17 protein-coding genes and 1 pseudogene are annotated in these 20268 nt (G+C 70.6%); 12 read left to right on the forward strand and 6 right to left on the reverse strand.

All coding sequences use genetic code 11. The annotated features are described in order from the left end of the window. Nucleotides 1-14: 14 nt before the first annotated feature. Both H7F53_RS12515 and lptG read left to right on the forward strand, forming a co-directional pair. Nucleotides 15-1241, forward strand: coding sequence for an LptF/LptG family permease (locus H7F53_RS12515; RefSeq protein WP_246438878.1), 1227 nt, complete (start codon nt 15-17; stop codon nt 1239-1241). Continuing rightward, entirely contained in the window at nt 1231-2328 is a 1098-nt protein-coding gene (gene lptG, locus H7F53_RS12520) for an LPS export ABC transporter permease LptG (RefSeq protein ID WP_185679830.1), read from the forward strand. The genes H7F53_RS12515 and lptG overlap by 11 nt, the downstream gene beginning before the upstream one ends. A gap of 34 nt (nt 2329-2362) precedes the next feature. Here lptG and H7F53_RS12525 read toward each other — a convergent pair whose 3' ends face one another. After that, a complete protein-coding gene (locus H7F53_RS12525; RefSeq protein WP_185679831.1) occupies nt 2363-3424 on the reverse strand; it encodes a fatty acid desaturase family protein in 1062 nt (353 codons plus the stop codon). A gap of 150 nt (nt 3425-3574) precedes the next feature. On the opposite strand from H7F53_RS12525, the gene H7F53_RS12530 reads away from it, so the two are divergent. Together H7F53_RS12530 and H7F53_RS12535 are read left to right on the forward strand one after the other, a co-directional pair. Beyond that, complete coding sequence (locus tag H7F53_RS12530) at nt 3575-4756, forward strand: N-acetyltransferase (RefSeq protein WP_185679832.1); 1182 nt, start codon at nt 3575-3577, stop codon at nt 4754-4756. A 362-nt stretch (nt 4757-5118) separates the two neighbouring features. Then, entirely contained in the window at nt 5119-5916 is a 798-nt protein-coding gene (locus H7F53_RS12535; protein WP_185679833.1) for a response regulator, read from the forward strand. Here H7F53_RS12535 and H7F53_RS12540 read toward each other — a convergent pair. Further along, nucleotides 5891-6337 carry a hypothetical protein gene (locus H7F53_RS12540; RefSeq protein ID WP_185679834.1) on the reverse strand — a complete coding sequence of 149 codons (447 nt, stop codon included), beginning with the start codon at nt 6335-6337 and terminating at the stop codon, nt 5891-5893. The genes H7F53_RS12535 and H7F53_RS12540 overlap by 26 nt on opposite strands. 190 nt (nt 6338-6527) lie before the next feature. Between H7F53_RS12540 and H7F53_RS12545 the strand changes: the two genes are divergently transcribed. The 3 genes from H7F53_RS12545 (at nt 6528) to H7F53_RS12555 (ending at nt 8660) form a co-directional block, all read left to right on the forward strand. Further along, complete coding sequence (locus tag H7F53_RS12545) at nt 6528-6698, forward strand: NepR family anti-sigma factor (protein ID WP_185679835.1); 171 nt, start codon at nt 6528-6530, stop codon at nt 6696-6698. Then, nucleotides 6695-7375, forward strand: a complete 681-nt coding sequence (locus tag H7F53_RS12550; protein WP_185679836.1) for a sigma-70 family RNA polymerase sigma factor — start codon at nt 6695-6697, stop codon at nt 7373-7375. Before H7F53_RS12545 ends, H7F53_RS12550 begins: the two co-directional genes overlap by 4 nt. 79 nt (nt 7376-7454) lie before the next feature. Beyond that, nucleotides 7455-8660: an AI-2E family transporter gene (locus tag H7F53_RS12555; RefSeq protein ID WP_185679837.1), complete on the forward strand. Its 1206-nt coding sequence runs from the start codon at nt 7455-7457 to the stop codon at nt 8658-8660. A 196-nt stretch (nt 8661-8856) separates the two neighbouring features. Here H7F53_RS12555 and H7F53_RS12560 read toward each other — a convergent pair whose 3' ends face one another. After that, nucleotides 8857-10155, reverse strand: coding sequence for a dicarboxylate/amino acid:cation symporter (locus H7F53_RS12560; RefSeq protein WP_185679838.1), 1299 nt, complete (start codon nt 10153-10155; stop codon nt 8857-8859). 104 nt (nt 10156-10259) lie between these two features. Here H7F53_RS12560 and glmM point away from each other — a divergent pair, with 104 nt between their 5' ends. From glmM to thiD, 3 genes are read left to right on the forward strand one after another with little or no spacing between them, the layout of a single operon-like run. Beyond that, complete coding sequence (gene glmM / locus H7F53_RS12565; protein WP_185679839.1) at nt 10260-11600, forward strand: phosphoglucosamine mutase; 1341 nt, start codon at nt 10260-10262, stop codon at nt 11598-11600. Then, the gene (locus H7F53_RS12570) at nt 11600-11830 is read left to right on the forward strand and encodes a DUF1272 domain-containing protein (RefSeq protein ID WP_185679840.1); all 231 of its coding nucleotides are present in this window, start codon (nt 11600-11602) and stop codon (nt 11828-11830) included. Before glmM ends, H7F53_RS12570 begins: the two co-directional genes overlap by 1 nt. Beyond that, nucleotides 11827-12582: a bifunctional hydroxymethylpyrimidine kinase/phosphomethylpyrimidine kinase gene (gene thiD / locus H7F53_RS12575; protein WP_185679841.1), complete on the forward strand. Its 756-nt coding sequence runs from the start codon at nt 11827-11829 to the stop codon at nt 12580-12582. The genes H7F53_RS12570 and thiD overlap by 4 nt, the downstream gene beginning before the upstream one ends. A 162-nt stretch (nt 12583-12744) precedes the next feature. Here the strand turns inward: thiD and H7F53_RS12580 are convergent, their stop codons facing one another. Further along, nucleotides 12745-13620: an LOG family protein gene (locus tag H7F53_RS12580; protein ID WP_185679842.1), complete on the reverse strand. Its 876-nt coding sequence runs from the start codon at nt 13618-13620 to the stop codon at nt 12745-12747. A gap of 116 nt (nt 13621-13736) precedes the next feature. Here H7F53_RS12580 and H7F53_RS12585 point away from each other — a divergent pair, with 116 nt between their 5' ends. Further along, nucleotides 13737-17081, forward strand: coding sequence for a PAS-domain containing protein (locus H7F53_RS12585; protein WP_185679843.1), 3345 nt, complete (start codon nt 13737-13739; stop codon nt 17079-17081). A 114-nt stretch (nt 17082-17195) separates the two neighbouring features. Here H7F53_RS12585 and H7F53_RS12590 read toward each other — a convergent pair whose 3' ends face one another. Then, the gene (locus tag H7F53_RS12590; protein ID WP_185679853.1) at nt 17196-17825 is read right to left on the reverse strand and encodes a LuxR C-terminal-related transcriptional regulator; all 630 of its coding nucleotides are present in this window, start codon (nt 17823-17825) and stop codon (nt 17196-17198) included. A gap of 40 nt (nt 17826-17865) precedes the next feature. Beyond that, a complete protein-coding gene (gene acs, locus H7F53_RS12595; protein ID WP_185679844.1) occupies nt 17866-19818 on the reverse strand; it encodes an acetate--CoA ligase in 1953 nt (650 codons plus the stop codon). A gap of 203 nt (nt 19819-20021) precedes the next feature. On the opposite strand from acs, the pseudogene H7F53_RS12600 reads away from it, so the two are divergent. Next, nucleotides 20022-20268, forward strand: a pseudogene (locus H7F53_RS12600) (hypothetical protein); the annotation flags it as partial.

Below are 20268 nucleotides of genomic sequence, written 5' to 3' on the forward strand. Positions count from 1 at the left end.
CCGACGAGCCGCTGTTGACGTTGCTTCCCGCCATCGACCGCTACATCCTGCGCCTGGTGGTGATGCCGATGCTGGGCGTCTTCGCGATCGCCGCCACGCTGCTGATGCTCGACAAGATGCTCAAGCTGTTCGACTTCGTCGCCAGCATGGGCGGGCCGGTCGGCGTGGTCTTCCGCATGTTGGCGAACATGATGCCGGAATATGCCAGCCTCGCCATCCCGCTCGGTCTGCTGCTCGGCACCCTGCTGGCCTTCCGCAAGCTGGCCACCTCGAGCGAGCTCGACGTGATGCGCGCGGTCGGGCTGTCGTACACCCGTCTGCTGCGTGTGCCCTACGCCATCGCGATCACCCTGGCAGCGCTCAACTTCGCGATCGTCGGCTATCTCCAGCCCCTGTCGCGCTACTACTACGAGCAGCTTTACTTCGAGCTGCAGAGCGGCGCGCTCGGCGCTTCGATCAAGGTGGGCGAGTTCACCACCCTGGCCGACCGCATGGCGCTGCGGATCGAGCGCAGCCGCGACGAGGGCCGCCAGCTGGGCGGGATCTTCGCGCGGGTTGCCGACAGCAAGGGGCAGGTCCTCGCCATCTCCGCGCGCGAGGGCCGGTTCCTGGCGCTCAAGGAAAACCCCGACACCGTGGTGCTGCGTCTGACCGATGGCCAGATCATCCAGGATCAGCCGGGCGAGAGCCCGCGGGTGCTGAGCTTCGCCCAGCACGACCTGCCGATCGACCTGCCCGCGGTCGAGGCGTTCCGCAAGCGCGGCGGCAAGGAGCGCGAATACCTTCTGCCAGAGCTGCTGCGGATCGGCTGGAGCAACCAGGTTTCCGCCCAGGTGCGCAACTCGACCCAGGCCAGCTTCAACTACCGCATGGTCGAAGTGGTGATGATGCTGATGATGCCGCTGCTCGCCGTGGCCCTGGCCGTGCCACCCAAGCGCTCGACCTCGACGCTCGGCGTGTTCGTCTCGATCGTGATGGTGGTCGCCTATCACAAGGTGAACGAGTACGGCCAGTCCGTCGCGGCGCTCGGCCGCGTCGATCCGTTGCTCGCGCTGTGGGGGCCCTTCGTCCTGTTCAGCCTGCTCATCGGCTGGATGTACTGGAAGGTCGCCTATGTTCCGGGCGGCCAGCCGATCGCCGCGCTCGAGCGGTTCGCCACCAATCTGGGCAAGTGGGCCAAGCGCTTCGTTCGCCGCCATCCGGCTGCGCGCAAGCTGTCAGGGATGCGCGATGCAGCTTGAGTTCTTCCCCTCACGAACCCTCTCGCTTTACCTCGCCAGGCAGTTCGCGACCCGCATCGTCGGCGTCCTGCTGATGCTGGTGATGGTGTTGCAGATGCTCGACCTCCTTTCCGAAAGTGGCGACATCCTTGCCTATCCGGGCAATGGCGAGGCCCAGCTGTGGACGTACGTCAGCCTGCGCACCCCCCAGCTCATCGCCCGGTTCCTGCCCTATTCGGTGCTGCTCGCCACGATCCTGACCCTCGCCACGCTCAACCAGAACAGCGAGGTGATCGCGATGAAGGCCGCCGGTTTGTCGGCCCACCAGGTGCTGGCCCCTTTGCTGCTGACCGCGACGGTGATCGCCGGGATCAGCTTCGCCTTCAACGAACGGGTGGTGACCCGCGCCAGCTCCACCCTCAAGGCGTGGCAGGCCGTGGATTTCGGGCCGATCCCGCAGAGCGCCTCGGTCCGCAGCAACGTATACCTGCGCGATGGCAACAACATCCTGCTCGCGCGCACGGTCAGCGGGTCCGGCGCGGGAACGGTGCTCGATGACGTGACCTGGTATCGCCGCGACGACCGGATGATGGTCACCGAACAGGTCCGCGCGCGGCGCGGGCGATGGACCGCGGCGGGCTGGGCGCTGGAGCAGCCGGTGCGCTTCGAGGTCCACACCACCACCCAGACCCCGCTTGCCGCGCTCACCGTCGCCCGCGATGTTCCGCCCAGCGCGGTCGCGCTGACCAACCTCGATCCCGACGGTCAGGACATCTTCGCGCTCGGCCGGACGATCACCGCGCTGAAGGCGGCCGGCCGCCACACCGACGAGCTCGAGGGCAAGTGGTGGCACCGCCTGTCCGGGCCACTGGCGGCGGTGCTGATGCCGCTGCTCGGGGCGATCGCCGCCTTCGGGCTCGCCCGGTCGGGTCAGCTGCTGGTTCGCGCGGTAATCGGCATGGCGCTGGGCTTCGCCTATTTCGTGATCGACAACGCGGCGCTCGCGATCGGCAACTTCGGCGGCTATCCGCCGCTGGTCGCGGCCTGGGCGCCGTTCCTGCTGTTCGCCCTGATCGGCGAGACGGTGCTGATCCGCACCGAAGAATGAACCCCGACCCGCGCCGGGCGGTTCCCCGGCCGGCTCAGGCCCGGCGCATCGTGCTGCGTGCGATCCGTCCGATCAGCATGGCCATCCCGGGGTAGCTGGCCTGGTGATAGGTCGATCCGGTGCCGCAATGCGCCGCCAGCCGGCGGTGCGCCTCGGGCAGGGCGTGATAGGGCATGCTCGGGAGCAGGTGGTGGGTGGCGTGGTAGCGCAGGCCGACCGGCGCCCACAGTTCGGCCCAGATCCCCGGCGGCGGCACGTTGACCGAATCGAGGTACTGCGCGGTGACGGTCATCGCCTCGCCCTCGTTCTGCCAGAGATGGGCGACCAGCGTGCGCAGCTGGTTGAACACGGCCGTCACCGCGACCACCGCGATGGCGATCGCCAGCGGGCGCCAGCCCAGCCAGAGCGGGCTGGCCAGCAGGGCGATCGCCCAGAGCGAGGCGCCCAGCTCCTGCCAGAGCACCATCCGCGCGAACTCCCCCTCGGGCGGGCGGCGTTCAAAGCTGGGATTGATCGCCAGCGCCGAGGCGCGGCCCCAGACCAGCCGGCGCAGCGGCGGGATCACCAGGCCCAGCGGCACCAGCACGGCCGAGCGCAGCAGTAGTCCGATCGGCAGCAGCGCGGCCACCACCAGGAAGGTCGGCAGCGACCAGGGCTTCATCAGCGCCAGCGGCAGGTACTCCGGATCCTCGGCCGTGCCATAGCGGGTGCGGGCGTGGTGGAGCGTGTGCACCCCCTCGTACATGAACGAGGGGATCAGCATCGGGATGCCGACCAGCAGGTTCCAGGCGAAGCGGAAGCCGGGCAGGGCGTCGCGGTGGATGTGGGTCAGCTCGTGGATGAACAGCAGCGCGCGGTACAGCGCCAGCACGGCCACGGCGGCGCAGAGCAGCGCGGCCCACGGGCGGTCCAGCAGGATCGCCCCGGCCAGCCCGGCATAGCCGACCAGAGCCGACAGCAGCATGTCCGGCCAGTAGATCGCGGGACGCGCGGTGGCGATGTCGCGGGTCAGTTCCGCCGCGGCGCGCAGCATGGCCTTGTCATCGGCGATCCCGGCCGCCTGGGCGGGTGCTTCGATCGTCTCGTAAACCGTCATTCCATCCGTCCTGCACGGTGCCGTGCACGTTCAGGGCCTGCCGCCGGTCGGCTGCGCAGACCCCGGCGCCCTACAGCAGCGGGCCGCAGATTACCACGCTTGACAAGCTGGGACCTGAACCGACAGGTCGCATTGACTTCAAACAAGGACATGTTCGTGGCCCCAGCTGATCCCACGCCCACCGATCTGGTGATCGCGCCCGTAACCACCAAGGGGGATCGCACCGCCTTTGTCCACCTGCCCTATCGGCTCCATGCCGCCGACCCGAACTGGGTGCCGCCGCTGCGGATGGAGGCGATGGAGCTGGTCACGCCGGGCAAGAACCCGTTCTTCGACCATGCCGACGTCCAGCATTTCCTGGCCCGGCGCGACGGGGCCGTGGTGGGGCGCATCTCGGCGCACATCGATCACCTGGCGATTGCCCAGCCGCTGGCGCAGGGCATGGGGCCGGGCTGCGGCAACTGGGGCATGCTCGAGGCGACGGATGCGGCGGTCGCCGCCGCGCTGATCGCGCGGGCCGAGCAATGGCTGCGCGACAAGGGCATGGACCGTGTGCTGGCGCCGCTCTCGATGTCGATCTGGGAAGAACCCGGCCAACTGGTCCAGGGTTTCGACCATCCGCCCACCGTCATGATGGGGCACCAGCCCGAGCACTATCGCGACTGGATCGAGGCGGTCGGCGGCTACGAGACCGCCAAGATGCTCTACACCTACGAGCTCGACATCACCAAGGAGTTCCCCCCGCTGATCCAGCGCATTGTCGCCTCGGGCGAGAAGAATGCCCGGATCCGGGTGCGCAATGTCGATCGCTCGAAGTTCGACCAGGAGGCCAGGCTGATCCTCGACATCCTCAACGATGCCTGGTCGGACAACTGGGGCTTCGTTCCCTTCACCGAGCGCGAGATCGCCTATGCGGGGAAGAAGTTCAAGCCGATCGTCCGCGAGGACCTGATCATGGTGGCCGAATACGACGGCGAGCCTGTCGCCTTCATGATGACCCTGCCCGATCTCAACGAGGTGCTGGCGCCGATGCGCGGCAGCCTGTTCCCGTTCCACTGGATCAAGCTGCTCGCCTGGCTGCGCAAGCCGCAGGTCCGGACCATGCGCGTGCCGCTGATGGGCGTGCGCAAGCACCTCCAGTCGAGCCGTCTGGCCAGCCAGCTGGCCTTCATGATGATCGAGTTCATCCGGCGCAATGCGGTCAGCCGCTATGGCGCCTCGCGCGGGGAGATCGGCTGGATCCTCGAGGATAACCAGGGGATGGTCGCGATTGCCGACGCGATCGATAGCCACGTCAACCGCGCCTACCGGATCTATCAGAAGACGCTCTGAGCCTGCCGCCGCGGGCCGATGCCAAAAAGACCCCCGCTCCGTGTGGAACGGGGGCCTTTCGGGATCATGTCACCGACCGCTTGGACGGGAGGGGGGGTCTCGGCGGTGACAGGTCTTCAATGCGCCAGGCCCGCGCGGGTTCCCGCCTTTTTGGTTCCCCGCACGTTTTTTGTCGGGCCGTGGCCGGATCGGGTCGCGCGGCCGGAGGGCGAAGGCGGCGCCTCACCGGCACGTGCCGCACGGCCCGCCGCGAATGGCGCAGGCGCGGCTTGCCGCCGCGCCGGCCAGCGCCGAAATCGGGAACCGATGCCAGGCTGGGTCGTTTCCAGCAGACTGGCATGCCCAAGCGGGAAGGGGTTTGAATGACGCTCGGCACACAGGTTGCTGCCCAGTTGCCTTATCTGCGGCGTTACGCCCGCGCCCTGACCGGATCGCAGACGACCGGCGACGCCTTCGTGCGCGCCACGCTGGAGGCCGCGCTTGGCGATCCCGAGCTGCAGCGCAGCCTCGGCGGGGGGCGGGTGCCGCTCTACCGGGCCTTCAACAAGGTCTGGTCAAGCGCCTGCATGGAGGTAGCGGTCGAGGTTCCGGTGGGCAGCGGCGATCTGGAGCTGGCCGCCCAGCGACGGCTGGCCGCAGTCACTCCGCTCAATCGTCAGGCCCTGCTGTTGACCACGCTCGAAGACTTCTCGGTGGAGGATGCCGCGGCGGTCATGGACCTGGAGGTCAGTCAGGTCGACGCCCTGATCCAGGCGGCGATCGCCGAGATCGACCGCGAATCGACCGCCAGCGTCCTCATCATCGAGGACGAGCCGCTGATCGCGATGCAGCTCGAGGACCTCGTCCACGCGCTCGGTCACGACATCTGCGGCACCGCCGCCACCCGCACCCAGGCGCAGGAGGTCGTCGCGCAGCGCCAGCCCGGGCTGGTGCTGGCCGACATTCAGCTGGCCGACGGGAGTTCCGGGCTCGACGCGGTCGACGACATCCTCCGGCTCGAGGACGTGCCGGTGATCTTCATCACTGCCTATCCCGAGCGTTTGCTGACCGGCGACCGTCCTGAACCAACCTACCTGATCACCAAGCCGTTCCAGGAAGCGACGGTCCGGGCAGCGATCAGCCAGGCGCTGTTCTTCAACTCGAGCCGTCCGATCGGCTGACCCGCCGCATGCGGCTCCGCCGGGCGGCGCGCGCGCCCGCGCGCGTCTGGAACCTGGCAGGTCCGCGTACCGGCACCATCAGGATGCGCTCCACCGCGGCCCGCCCGAACCGCGGGTCCAACGGGTTGCGCAGCTCGTCAGCGACGATCTTGTCGATCAGCTCGGTGCCGAACTCGCGCGGCCGGTCGGCGACCAGAGCCGAGTCCACGGCCACTTCGCCGCCGGGCGCGCTCAATGCGCCATGCGTCGCGGCGTTGGTCGCGAGCGCGCGGATCGCCGCCTGCTCCTCGAACCAGGCCGGTGTGGCGTGGTCCTCGGCCGCGTGCCGGGTGACCAGCAGGAACAGCCCCGCCGGGATCGTGCGGGGGAAGCGCAGGGACACGCGCTGCGCGCGCACCTGCTGCGCAACAATTCGCTCCACCCGATCCCCTGACACCGCCGAACCTGGTCCAAGCCCGGTCTGCGTTTCAGTGAGCCAGGCCTTCAGCCTTGGCGTGGCGGGAACCACACGCGGCGATTTTCGTTCCGGATCACCACAGCGCGCGAAGCTGGCATAGAGGGGGACGGCGTCCGGTCGGGACGCGGTGAAACAGGGACGTCACGCAATCACGATGACCAAGGACAAGGCCAAACGACCGATGCGACCTGCGCAACGAGAGGCGAAGCGGACCCAGCCCGAATGGGCGGAGGGGCTGCGGCAGCTCTATGATTCGGTCCTCAACGAACCTCTGCCCGGCAGCTTCGCAGACCTGCTGTCCAAGCTTGATGAAAGCAGCAAATGACCATTGCGAAGACATCGGACCTGAACCACCGGGCCGCCCCCGAAGGTGCCGATCCGTCCGTGCCCCCGCTTGATGGCCATCCGCGCAACCACCGTCCCGAGGTGGCCCGGCTGGCGTTCAAGCGCGAGCTGACCGCAGTAATCCCCCATCTCCGCGCATTTGCCCGGGGTCTGTGCGGCCGGCCGGACGTGGCCGACGATCTGGTCCAGGAGACCCTGCTCAAGGCCTGGGCCGCGCAGGAGCGCTTCGAGCCGGGCACCTCGATGCGCGCCTGGACCTTCGTGATCCTGCGCAATGCCTATCTCACCGACATGCGCCGCAACCGCTTCCGTGGTGAGTACGACGAGGGCATGGCCGAGCGCATCTTGACCGCCCCTGCCGGGCAGGAGGCGCCGCTGCACCTATCCGACATGCACCGCGCGCTGCTGACCCTTCCGCCCGAGCGGCGCGAGGCGCTGCTGCTGGTCGGCGCCGGGGGGTTCAGCTACGAGGAAGCGGCCGAAATCTGCAAGTGCGCGGTGGGTACGATCAAGAGCCGCGTCGGCCGCGCCCGTGCCACCCTGACCCGGATGATCGAAACCGGCGACCTGCCGCGCCGCAGCGACGGCGATGCGGTAGCGCACACCGCGATCATGACCGATCTCGCCCATGTCTCGCAGGGTGGCTCGCTCGACTGAGCTCCGGCCCGGACCACCCCGTCTGCGCCAATCACCCCCTTGCGCGGCGTGGCACCTGCCCTAGGGTCCGCACCTGACCATGCTACCCGCCACCCGTCCCGACGCTGCCGACCAGATCTTCGCTGGCGATCCCCGCGCCACCCCGCCTGCGGTCTTCGCGGCGCAGGAGCTGCGGCTGATCTCCACGCTGGTGGCCATGCTCGGGATCGGGCTGTTCCTGGCCCTGCCCTTTGTCCTGTCGATCGGCGCGGCGGTGTTCCTGCCGCTGGTCTCGGCGCTGGTCCTGTCGCTCGTGCTCACTCCGCTCGCCGCCCAGCTCAGCCGGCTGGGCCTGCCCAACGTGCTCGCGTCGATGCTGGCAGTGTTCCTGCTGATCGCCGTGCTGCTGGTGGTGGTGGCGCTGATCCTCCAGCCGGCGATCGCGCTGCTCGACGATTTTCCCGGCATGCTCACCCGCGCCAGCCAGCAGATCGCGCGGCTGCGCAACAACCTCGACTGGATCAACGACGTCAACCGCGCGGTGGCGCGGATCTCCGGCCGTCCGCCGGCCTCGCGCGAGGTGGTGGTCGCCGCGCCCTCGCTGATCGAGCAGCTTGCCATCGCCACCCCCAGCGTGGTGCTCGAGACATTGCTGACCCTGCTGATGACCTTCTTCATGATCGAATCGCGCGGTCGGCTGCGGCGCCACCTGCTGGAGGAGCGCACCAGCCCCGGGTCGACCCGCAAGGCCGCCAGCTTGCTACGCGAGATCCAGGACCGCGTCGGCACCTACATCCTCACCGTGGCGCTGATCAATCTCGGGGTCGGGCTGGTCACCGCCGGGGGGGCCTGGCTGCTCGGCTGGAACGCCCCGATCATGTGGGGCGGGATCGCCGCGCTGCTCAACTTCCTGCCCTATATCGGCCCGCTGACCATGATCGGCGCGCTGACCCTGGTGAGCCTTGTCACCTTCGGCACGGTGCCGCTCGCGCTGGTCGCCCCGCTGGCCTATCTCGCCCTGCACACGGTCGAGGCCAATGTCATCACCCCGGCCGTGCTGGGTCGCCGCTTCACCGTCAATCCGGTGCTGATCCTGTTCTCGTTCAGCTACTTCACCTGGATCTGGGGGGCGATCGGCGCGATCCTGTCAGTGCCCTTGCTGCTCGTCTTGCTGGCCACCTTCGACCACCTCGGCAAGCCCAACCTGGTCGGCTTCCTGTTCGGTGAGCCGCTGTTCCCGCGCCTGCCCGAGGTTGCGGCCGGCGAGGAGGCCGCCGCCCATCCGGCCACCGCCCCGACGGTATAGGTCCTCACGGTCCCGCGGGCGGTCGCGTCGCGGTCTGCGCGGAGACGGCGCAGGGCAGTGGCATCAGCGTGCCGAGGATGGCCGCTCCGCACGGGACCGGGCAGGGATGCGGCAGCGCCAGCGGGGATGATCCGCGCCGCCGCCGGTCCGCGATAGCCCGCCCGGCGGCCCGTTGCGGCGACTCATGCCCGCCGCGTCAGTCCGCCCCGTCGCTCCGGTCGGCCGTCGCCCGGTCCACTGCCGCGGTCACCGCCACGTCCATGGTGACGTTGCCCAGCGTGCGCATCAGGTCGGGCAGCAGTTCGACCGCGACGAGCAGGCCGAGCGGCCCGACCGGGACCCCCATGGCCAGGGCGATCGGGCCGATCGCGGTCACGAAGCTGATCGAGCCGGGCAGCGAGACCGAACTGGGCGCGGTGACCAGGGCCATGACCACGCCGGTCAGCAGCACCGCCGGGCTCAGCACCACGCCGGTCAGCCGGGCGACATAGATCGCCACCCCCAGGTTCATCGCCGGGCCGGTGGCACGGAACAGCGCCACGGCCAGCGGCAGGACGAATTCGGCGCTGGTGCTGCGCACGCCGAGACTGCGGCAGGCGGCAAGCATGGCTGGCAGGCTGGCGAGCGACGACTGGGTCGACAGGGCTACGGCCTGGACCGGCAGCAGCGCCCGCGCGAAGGCCCCAAGGCGCAGCCGCCCGGCCCAGACCGCCACGCCGTAGCCGGCCAGCATCACCACCGTGCCCACCGCCGTGATCGTCACGATGTAGTGGCCCAACGCGGCGATCGCCTCGGTGCCGCTGCGCGCGGCGACCCCCAGCGCGAGCGCGAAGACCCCGATCGGGGCCAGCCGCAGCACCCAGCCGATCACCACCAGCAGCGCGGCGGCCAGCGCGGCGAACAGGTCGGACAGCAGCTGGCGGGGCCGCTCCGGCAGGCGCGTGATCGCCGCGGCGAGCAGGATGAAGAACAGCACCGTGGGCAGCACCGCATCGCGCGCCGCGGCGTCGATCACGTTGGTCGGCACCACCGAATTGAGGAAGTCGGCGAAGCCGGGCACCGCCTGCGCGGGCGCCTGGGCGCCGCGCAGGCTCAGCGCCGCCCCGGCCGGAACCGGGATGCGATCGAGCACCGCGGGCACGGCCAGTGCGGCCATCACCGTGCCGGCGCTCAGGATCACCACGAAGAGCGCGAGGGTGCGCCGCGCCATGGCCCCGGCGCTGGCCGCGGCCACGGTCTGGACCACCCCGGTCACCACCAGCGTGGCCACCAGCGGGATGATCGCCATCTGCAGCCCGCGCAGCCATAGCCCGCCGACCGCCTCGACCCCCGCCGCGAGGCCCGGCCCCCAGGCCGTGCCCGCCAGCGCCAGCCCGATCGCGAAGCCCGCCGCCAGCCCGCCCAGGGTCCAACCCGCAGACATCCGCACCGCCGGGATCATCGCCGCAAAATCGCTGTCGCCGGCTGCCGCGGCCCGGTCGTTCGTATCGCTCATGACGGGTTCCCCGAGGTTTGCTATGGGCCGCTTGCTAAGGGGACATTAGCGACCGCCCGCTAGAGGGCCAATGCGCAAACCGCGAACAGGACAGACCAGCGAACATGGGCAAGCAGTACTTCGGCACCGACGGCATCCGCGGCCGCACCAATGCCGGCGCGATGACCGCGGCCACGGCGATGAAGGTGGGGCAGGCGGCAGGCACCCGCTTCCTGCGCGGCGGGCATCGCCACCGCGTGGTGATCGGCAAGGACACGCGGCTGTCCGGCTACATGCTCGAGAACGCGATGGTGGCCGGCTTCACCAGCGTGGGCATGGACGTGGTCCTGCTCGGGCCGATGCCGACTCCGGCGGTCGCCCTGCTCACGCGCGAGCTGCGCGCCGACGTGGGGGTGATGATCTCGGCCAGCCACAACCCCTATGAGGACAACGGGATCAAGCTGTTCGGACCCGACGGCTTCAAGCTGTCGGACGAGGACGAGCTGGCGATCGAGGCGCTGCTGGGGCAGGACATCGCCCTGGCCGATGCCCCCGAGATCGGCCGGGCGCGCCGGATCGACGATGCGCGCGGCCGCTACATTCACGCGGTGAAGGGCGCCCTGCCCGAGAACGTCCGCCTCGACGGGCTCAAGATCGTGGTCGATTGCGCCAATGGCGCGGCCTATCAGGTCGCCCCCTCGGCGATCTGGGAGCTGGGCGCCGAGGTGATCACCGTCGGGGTCAGCCCCAACGGCAAGAACATCAACGACCGCTGCGGCTCGACCCATCTCGACCTCGCGCGCGAAACCGTGGTCGCCTCCGGGGCCGACATCGGCATCGCGCTGGACGGGGATGCCGACCGGCTGATCGTGATCGACGAACAGGGGGCCGTGGTCGACGGCGACCAGATCATGGCCCTGCTCGGCACGCAGCTGGCCGCGCGCGGCGAGCTGCGCGGCGGCGGGGTGGTCGCCACGGTGATGTCCAACCTCGGGCTCGAGCGCTGCCTGGCCGGCCACGGACTGACCCTCGAGCGCACCAAGGTGGGCGACCGCCATGTGCTCGAGCGGATGCGCAGCGGCGGCTTCAACGTCGGCGGCGAGCAATCAGGCCACATGATCCTGCTCGATCACGCCACCACCGGCGATGGCACCGTGGCCGCGCTGCAGGTGCTGGCCGCGCTGGTCCAGTCGGGCCAGCGGGCGAGCGAGCTGCTCCACCTGTTCGACCCGGTGCCGCAGCTGCTCAAGAACGTCCGCTTCGCCGGGGGCAAGCCGCTTGCCGATGCGCGGGTCCAGCGGGTCATCGCCGAGGCCGAGGGCCAGTTGGCCGGCCGCGGGCGGCTGGTGATCCGTCCTTCGGGGACCGAGCCGGTGATCCGGGTGATGGCCGAAGGCGACGACGCCGGCGAGGTCACCCAGGTGGTTGATGCGATCTGCGCCGCTGTGGCCGAGGCGGCCGCCTGATGCTCGAGATGCGCCCCGACTGCGAGCGTTGCGGCACCGACCTGCCGGCTGAAGCGCCGGGTGCCTTCATCTGCAGCTTCGAGTGCACCTTCTGCGCCGAATGCGCCGATGGGCTGGACGAACTCTGCCCGAACTGCGGCGGCGAGCTGCTCGACCGCCCGACCCGCGCGAAGACGCACCACGCCAAGTGCCCGCCCTCGACCCAGCGCCGGTTCCGAGGGCCAGCGTGACCGCGCCCCGCCCCGCGCGCGTGTTGGTCATCGCCGGGTCGGACAGCTCGGGCGGGGCCGGGATCCAGGCCGACATCAAGACGATCACGATGCTCGGCGGCTATGCGATGAGCGCGATCACCGCGATCACCGCGCAGAACACGCGCGGGGTCAGCGCGGTCGAGGCGCTGTCGCCGGACCTCATTGCGGCGCAGATCGAGGCCTGCGTCAGCGACATCGGGGTCGATGCGGTGAAGATCGGCATGCTCGGCGCGCCGGCGATCGCACACCTTGTCGCCGACCGGCTCGAGGCGCTGACCGTGCCGGTGGTGTTCGACCCGGTGATGATCGCGACCAGCGGGGCGGTGCTGGCCGATGCCGCGACCATCGCTGCCTTCGAGCGGCTGATGCGGCGGGCCACCGTGACCACCCCCAATGTGCCGGAGCTGGCCGCGCTGGGTGGGCCCGAGGCCATGGCGGCGCGCGGCGTGGCCTATCTCGCCAAGGGTGGCGATGCCGAGGGCGCGACGATCGAGGACCGGCTGGTCCGGCCCGGCGCCGCGCCGGTGGTGTGGCAGGCGCCGCGGATCGTCACGCGCCACACCCACGGCACCGGTTGCACCCTCGCCAGCGCCATCGCCGTCGGCCTTGGTGCCGGCCTCGGGCTGGTCGAAGCGGTAGAACGCGCCCGCGCCTTCGTCCGCGCCGCGCTGGAGGCGGCGCCCGGGTTCGGCGCCGGGCACGGCCCGCTGGGGCATCACGCGGTGCGCTAGTGCGTTGTCTAACCAGATGGAATCATCTGGTGACCCGGGAAACTCGGCAAAACAAAAGTCCAGGGCGATCCGTCCGATACAAGCGGAACGGATTTCGCTCCAGGCTCGCTCTGACTTGCATCGACGCCACACCAGGGCGGCATGCTCGATGCCGGCGGCCGCTCAGTCCAGTCCGTAGAACCTTCGGATGACCGCCCAGCCCTCCGCGGCGGTCTCGACCGGGGTGAACAGCTGGAGATCGGCGGGATTGATCACGCCTTCCTCGGCGAGGGCCTTAAAATTGATCACCCGGTTCCAGAAGTCGGCCCCGTAGAGCAGGATCGGGATCGGCTTCATCTTGCCGGTCTGGATCAGGGTGAGCAGCTCGAAGAACTCGTCGAAGGTGCCGAACCCGCCGGGGAACACCGCCACGGCACGGGCGCGCAGCAGGAAGTGCATCTTGCGCAGCGCGAAGTAGTGGAACTGGAACGAGAGGTGCGGGGTGACATAGGCATTCGGCGCCTGTTCGTGCGGGAGCAGGATGTTGAGCCCGACGGTCTCGCCCCCGGCCTCCACCGCACCGCGGTTGGCCGCCTCCATGATCGAGGGACCGCCGCCCGAGCAGACCACGAAGTGGCGCATGCCGTTTTCCACCACCGCCGCCTCGGTGGCGATCCGGGCGAGCTGGCGGGCCTCGTCATACCATGGCGCCTTGGCCACCAGCCGCTCGATCACGGCGCGGCGCTCGGGCGTCGTCGCGGCATTCAGCGCCGCCTCGGCCTGTTCGGGCGCCGGGATCCGGGCCGACCCGTAGACCACCAGGGTCGAACCGATCCGGGCTTCCTCCAACAGCATCTCGGCCTTGAGCAGCTCGAGCTGGAAACGCACCGGACGCAGTTCCTCGCGCAGCAGGAAGTCGGTGTCGCGGAAAGCCAGGCGATAGGCCGGGTCCTGCGTCTGCGGCGTGGTGTGGGGGTGGGCTTCGGCGAACGAGGCTTCCTGTTCGGCCTTGTAGAACGTGCGGGGGCTGAGGTCCCGCGGCTTGGCATCGTCAGTCATGCGCCATGGATGCGCGGAACGGCGCGAAAGCGCAACGCCGATTGCGTCCCGCCGCCCCCGGGTGCGGCGCATTTACTCGCGCGCGAATCGGTCTAGGCTGCCGCACGGGAGCACCGATGAGCTGGCACTGGGCGGCCTTTTTCGTACTGGCGGTGATGATCGCCCTGTTCGGCCTGGCCGGGCTGGTCGAGCGCGGCGGCTGGGTGGCCGCGCGTCACCCGGCGGTGCGCCACCGCGCCTATACCCTTGCGCTCGGGGTCTACTGCTCAAGCTGGACCTTCTACGGCTCGGTCGGCTCGGCGGTGCGCGACGGGTGGAACTACCTGCCGATCTACCTCGCCCCGGTGCTGCTGCTACTGTTCGCCCCGCGCTTCCTGCGGGCGCTGTCGCAGGCCGTGGCGCAGGAGCGGGCCACCACCGTGTCCGACTTCATCGCCGCGCGCTTCGGCCACGATCCCATCGTGGCGCGGCTGGTGACGGTGATCGCCCTGCTCGGCACCGTGCCCTATGTCGCGCTGCAGTTCCGCTCGATCGGCAAGGCCCTGACCGTGGTGACCGGAGCGCCGGTGGGCGTGCCGGCGATGATCGTCGCCGCGCCGCTGCTGGCGCTTTTCGCGATCCTGTTCGGCGCCCGCCGCTTCGAACTGGCGGGGCGCAGCGAAGGGCTGGTCTTCGCCATCGCTGCCGAATCGCTGCTCAAGCTGGTTGCGCTGGTGGCGGTCGCGGCGCTCGCGACCGGGCTGCTGCTGACCGCGCCGGCGGCGCAGGTGGCGGCCGGGCTCGCCACCCTCGGCGCGCGGTTCGAGCCGGCCCACCTGTCGTTCGAGACCCTGGCGATCATGGTCATCTCGGTCTTTGCGGTGCTGGTCCTGCCGCGCCAGTTCTACATGGCCGTGGTCGAGGCGCGGACCCCGGATGACCTCGCCGCCGCGCGCCATGGCCTGGCCGGCTATATCGCGGTGATGGCGGCGATGGCCCTGCCGCTGGCGCTGGCCGGGGTCACCCTGCTGCCGGCCGGCGAGGCGCCCGACAATTTCGTGCTCGATCTTCCGGCGTTCGCCGGCCATCGCGGCATCCTCGTGCTTGCCCTGCTCGGCGGGATCGCCGCGGCGGCCTCGATGGTGATCGTCGATGCGACCGCGCTGGCGACGATGGTCTCGAACGACCTGATCTTCCCCACGCTGCAGCGGCGCGGCGGGGCAGAGGCCGATCCCGCGGCACCGGGCCACATGCCGGGCGCGCTGGGCCGGCGCATGCTGCTGGTCCGGCGGCTGTCGATCGTCGCGGTGGTGGGGTTGGCGCTGGTCTGGGCGCTGCTGGTCTCGCCGCGCGAATCGCTCGCCTCGATGGGCCTGGTCGCCTTCGCGGCCATGGCGCAGATCTCGCCCCACCTGCTGCTGGCCACCTATGCCGGGCGGCGCGACGTGCTGGCCGCACGGGTCAGCCTGGGGGTCGGGCTGGCGCTGTGGCTCTACACCCTGGCCCTGCCGCCGATCCTGCCCGAGCCCTGGTTGGCGGCGCTGCGCCACGGCCCGCTCGATCCGCTCCGGCTGTTCGGGGTGGGCCAGGCCGCGCCGCTGACGCACGGGGTGGCCTGGTCGCTCGGTGCCAACGTGCTGGTCTATGGCCTCCTTGCCGCGCGCGGCGCCCGCGCCGGGCCGGGGCTGCGGATCGCCCCCTTCGCCCGTGGGGTCAGCGATATCGGCGAGCTGCGCCGGCTGGTCGCCAGCTTCGTCGGCGCGGAGGTGGCCGGGCGCGAATTCCCCGCCGCGCGCGACGGCCAGCCGATCGACCGCGCCTCGGCCCAGCGCGCCCGCGCCTTGATCGCGCGCGTGGTGGGGGCGGCCTCGGCGCGCACCCTGGTGGCCTCGGCGCTGGCCGGCGGACAGATGGCACTGGGCGATGTCACCCGCCTGCTCGACGAGGGCGCGCAGTCGCTGCGCTTCTCGCGCCAGCTGCTCGCCGCCACCTTCGAGAACGTCGATGCCGGGATCAGCGTGGTCGATGCCGAGATGAACCTGGTCGCCTGGAACAGCCGCTATCTCGACATCTTCGCCTATCCCCCCGGTCTGGTCGAGGTCGGCACGCCGGTGGCTGAACTGATCCGCCACAATGCCCGGCACGGTGATTTCGGCCCGGGCGAGGTGGAGTTCCACGTCGCCAAGCGGCTCGAGCACATGCGCCGCGGCATGCCCCACGCGTTCGAGCGGCGGCGCCACGACGGGCGGGTGATCAAGACCGTCGGCGGGCCGATGCCCGGCGGGGGCTATGTAATGAGCTTCACCGATGTCACCGCCGAGGCGCGGGTGCGCGACGAACTGGAAACCACGCTGGCCGAGCTGGAGAGCCGCGTCGGCGCGCGCACGCGCGAACTGTCCGACGCCAATGCCCTGCTCGCCCGCGCCACCCGCGACAAGACCCGCTTCCTCGCCGCGGCGAGCCACGACCTGCTCCAGCCGCTCCACGCCGCGCGCCTGTTCGCCGCGGCGCTCGCGCGCGATCCGGGTACGGCGCGGCAGGATCTGGTGGCGCGGGTCGACCGCGCGATCGTCGGTGCCGAGGCGCTGCTGCGTGCGCTGCTCGATATCAGCAAGCTCGATGCCGGCGGGGTCCAGCCGCAGTGCGAACCGCTCGACCTGACCACCTTCCTGCGCGACCTGGCCGAAGGGGTGCGCCCGCTGGCCGAGGCACAGGGCCTGACGCTGCGGCTCGGCCCGCTTGGCGGCGCGGTGGTGACCGATCCGGGGCTGCTGCGCTCGGTTCTGCAGAACTTCCTGACCAACGCGGTGCGCTATACCCCGCGCGGCGGGGTCGTGTTGGGGGTGCGGCGCCGCGGCACCGACCTGCGCATCGACGTGATCGACAGCGGGGTGGGCATCCCGCCCGAGCGCCACGACGAGGTGTTCGGAGAATTCACCCGGCTCGGCGCGGTCGAGGCCGAGGGGCTCGGGCTGGGGCTGGCGATCGCCCAGCGCATCGTGCACCTGCTCGGCGGGCGGATCGAGCTGGCCTCGACGCCCGGGCGGGGGAGCCGGTTCAGCCTGGTCCTGCCGGCGGCAGCGACTCCGGCGGCCGGCGCGCCCCGGCCGGCCGGGGCGGCGCCGCGACCGGCCCGCTGCCTGACCGTGCTGGTGGTCGACAACGAACCCGACATCGTCGCCGCCACTGCCGCCCTGTTGGCCGCGCTGGGGCATCGTCCGCTCGCGGCGACCACTGTGGCCGAGGCGACCGCGCAGGCCGGCGAGGCCGAGGCCGCGCTGGTCGACTTCCAGCTGGGCGACCTCGCCGACGGGATCGACCTGGTCACTGCGCTGCGGCGGACGCGCCCCGGCCTGGCCGCGGCGCTGGTCACCGCCGAGCGCGGCGGTGCCATGCTTGCCCGCGCCGCTGCGCTCGGCCTGCCGGTGCTGGGCAAGCCGGCTGACCCTGCGGCGATCGAGGCGTTCCTGGCGCGGGTGTAGCGCGGGGCAGCGCAGCGACCTTGCGCTCAAGCCGTCGTCCCGGCGGAGGCCGGGACCTTTCACCGGATGATCGCGCGCGATCGGGCAGGTTCATGCCAGCTCGCAGCTGGCCCCCTAGTGCCGCAGGTCGAGCCCCAGCGCGCGGGCGGCCAGTGCCGCCTGGGTGCGGTTCTGCACGTCGAGCTTGCGCATGATCGCGGTCATGTGCGCCTTCACCGTCGCCTCGCTCATCGCCAGATCATAGGCGATCTGCTTGTTGAGCTTGCCCTCGAGCACGGCGAGCAGGACCTTGAGCTGGGTCGGGGTGAGATTGGCGACCTCGCGCCGCACGGTGTCGACCGGCTGGTCGGGCGGCGCCGGCGGTGCCGGGCTGGCCGCGGCGCCGAGGGCCCGGGCGATGGCGCGCTCGATCACCGCCAGGTCGGAATCCTTGCGCACGAAGCCGACCGCGCCGAAGGCCCGCGCCTCGTCGGCGGCGCTGGCCCCGTCGGCGCTCGACACGACCAGGATCGGCACAGTCGGGCGTTCGGCATGGAGCAGGGCGATCCCCGAATAGCCGACCGCGCCGGGCATCTTGAGATCGAGCAGGATCAGCCGCAGGTTGGCGGCTTCGCCCGCCGCGCGCGCCGCGGCAGCCAGCGTCCCCGCTTCCACCACCCGCGCCGCCGGGGCAACGCTGGCAACGGCAAGCGCCAGCGCCTGGCGGAACAGCGGATGGTCGTCCGCGATCAGGATCGTCTCGATGGCATCCCCCGCCGGCTGGTCCGCGCCTCAGGCCGGCCGTCTAGGCGGTGACGGCCAGGTGGGGGCGGTTGGCGAGCAGATTATCGACCACCGACGGATCGGCAAGGGTCGACGTGTCGCCCAGGCTCGAGACGTCGTTCTCGGCGATCTTGCGCAGGATGCGGCGCATGATCTTGCCCGACCGGGTCTTGGGCAGACCCGGGGCGAACTGGATCACGTCGGGCGTGGCGATCGGGCCGATCTCGTGGCGGACCCACTGGACCAGCTCCTTGCGCAGCGCCTCGTCGGGCTCGATCCCGGCATTGGTGGTGACATAGGCGTAGATGCCCTGGCCCTTGATCTCGTGCGGCATGCCGACCACCGCGGCCTCGGCCACCTTGGCATGGGCGACCAGCGCGCTCTCGATCTCGGCCGTGCCCATGCGGTGGCCCGAGACGTTGATCACGTCGTCAATCCGCCCGGTGATCCAGTAATAGCCATCGGCGTCGCGGCGGCAGCCGTCCCCGGTGAAGTACTTGCCGGCGAAGGTGGTGAAATAGGTCTGGAAGAAGCGCTCGTGGTCGCCCCAGACCGTGCGCATCTGGCCGGGCCACGAATCGGCGATGACCAGGCAGCCTTCGCCCGGGCCCTCGATCGGAGTCCCGTCGTTGTCGACCAGCATCGGCTGGACCCCCAGCATCGGCCGCGTGGCCGACCCCGGCTTGAGCGCGGTGGCGCCGGGCAACGGACTGATCATCACGCCGCCGGTCTCGGTCTGCCACCAGGTGTCGACGATTGGGCAACGGCCTTCGCCGACCACCTTGTGATACCATTCCCAGGCCTCGGGATTGATCGGTTCGCCCACCGAGCCCAGCAGCCGCAGCGATGCGCGGCTGGTCTGCTTCACCCACTCGTCGCCCTCGCGCATCAGCGCGCGCAGCGCGGTCGGGGCGCCGTAGAAGATCTCGACCTGGAACTTGTCGACCACCTGCCAGAAGCGGCTGGGATCGGGGAAGTTGGGCACCCCCTCGAACATCACCGTGGTCCCACCATTCATCAGCGGGCCATAGACCACGTAGGAATGGCCGGTCACCCAGCCCACGTCGGCGGCGCACCAGTAGACCTGGCCGGGGCGGTAGTCGAACACCAGCTCGTGGGTCAGCGAGGCCCAGACCGCATAGCCGCCGGTGGTGTGGAGCACGCCCTTGGGCTTGCCGGTTGAGCCCGAGGTGTAGAGGATGAACAGCGGATCCTCGGCGTTCATCTCCTCGGCCGGGCAGTCGGCGCTCTGCGCGGCGACGCCCGCGTGCCAGTCCACGTCGCGCCCGGCGACCATCGCCACCGGGGCGCCGGTGCGCCGGAGCACGATCACCGTCTCCACCCCGCTGCAGTGGGTCAGCGCCTCGTCGACATTGGCCTTGAGCGGCACCCGCTTGCCGCCGCGCAGCCCCTCGTCGCTGGTCACCACGATCGCGCTGTCGCAATCGGCGATGCGCCCCGCCAGCGCCTCGGGCGAGAAGCCGGCAAAGACGATCGAGTGGATCGCGCCGATCCGGGCGCAGGCCAGCATGGCCACGGCGGCCTCGGGCACCATCGGCAGGTAGAGCGTCACCCGGTCGCCGCGCTTGACCCCGCGGGCCTTCAGCAGGTTGGCGAAGCGGCAGACCTGTTCGTGCAGCTGGCGGTAGGTGATCCGCCGTTCAGGCTCGGTCGGGCTGTCCGGCTCCCACAGGATCGCCACCGAATCGCCGCGCACCGCCAGGTGCCGGTCGAGACAGTTGGCGGAGAGGTTGAGCGTGCCGTCGCCATACCAGCGGATGCCGAAGTCGGCCTCGGCGAAGGAGGTCTGCTTGACCGTGGTATAGGGCCGGATCCAGTCGATCCGCTGGCCCATTTCCGCCCAGAACGCCTCGGGTTCGGTGACCGAGCGGTGGTACAGTGCCTCGTAGCGCGCTGCGTCGACCAGGGCGTTCGCGGCCCATGCGGCGGGGACTGGGTAGACGGCCTCGGCCATGTTCGGCTCCTCTCGCACTCTCACGGTTTGACTGTGCCGTAGCGCGCGCGGGCCTGACAAGCACTTAGACCTAGGTCGTACGACTGCCACCATGGTCGTGCCTGTGGACGGCCCCGGCGCCTGCTAGCCCGCTGAACGGGACCAAAGTCCGGACGGAGGCCGCAATGGCCCCGCCGGGCGCGGCACGGAAGGAGAGGGCGCCGATGACGGCGAGATCACAAGTGGCAGCCCTGCTGCTCGCAGCCAGCGCGCTGGCCGCCCCGCAGGCGGCGCTGGCGGCAAGTGCCCGCGAACAGGCGCTGGAGGCCCGGCTCGCCGCGCTCGAGGCGCGGATGCAGCAGCTCCAGCAGCAGCTGGCCGCGGCGCAGGACGGACAGGCCGCCGCGGCGGCCGCCGCCGGGACCGCCTCGGCCCGCGCCGAGGCCGCGGCCAGCCAGGCCCAGGCCGCCG

The organism is Novosphingobium piscinae (assembly GCF_014230355.1).
Classification (GTDB): Bacteria; Pseudomonadota; Alphaproteobacteria; order Sphingomonadales; family Sphingomonadaceae; genus Novosphingobium; species Novosphingobium piscinae.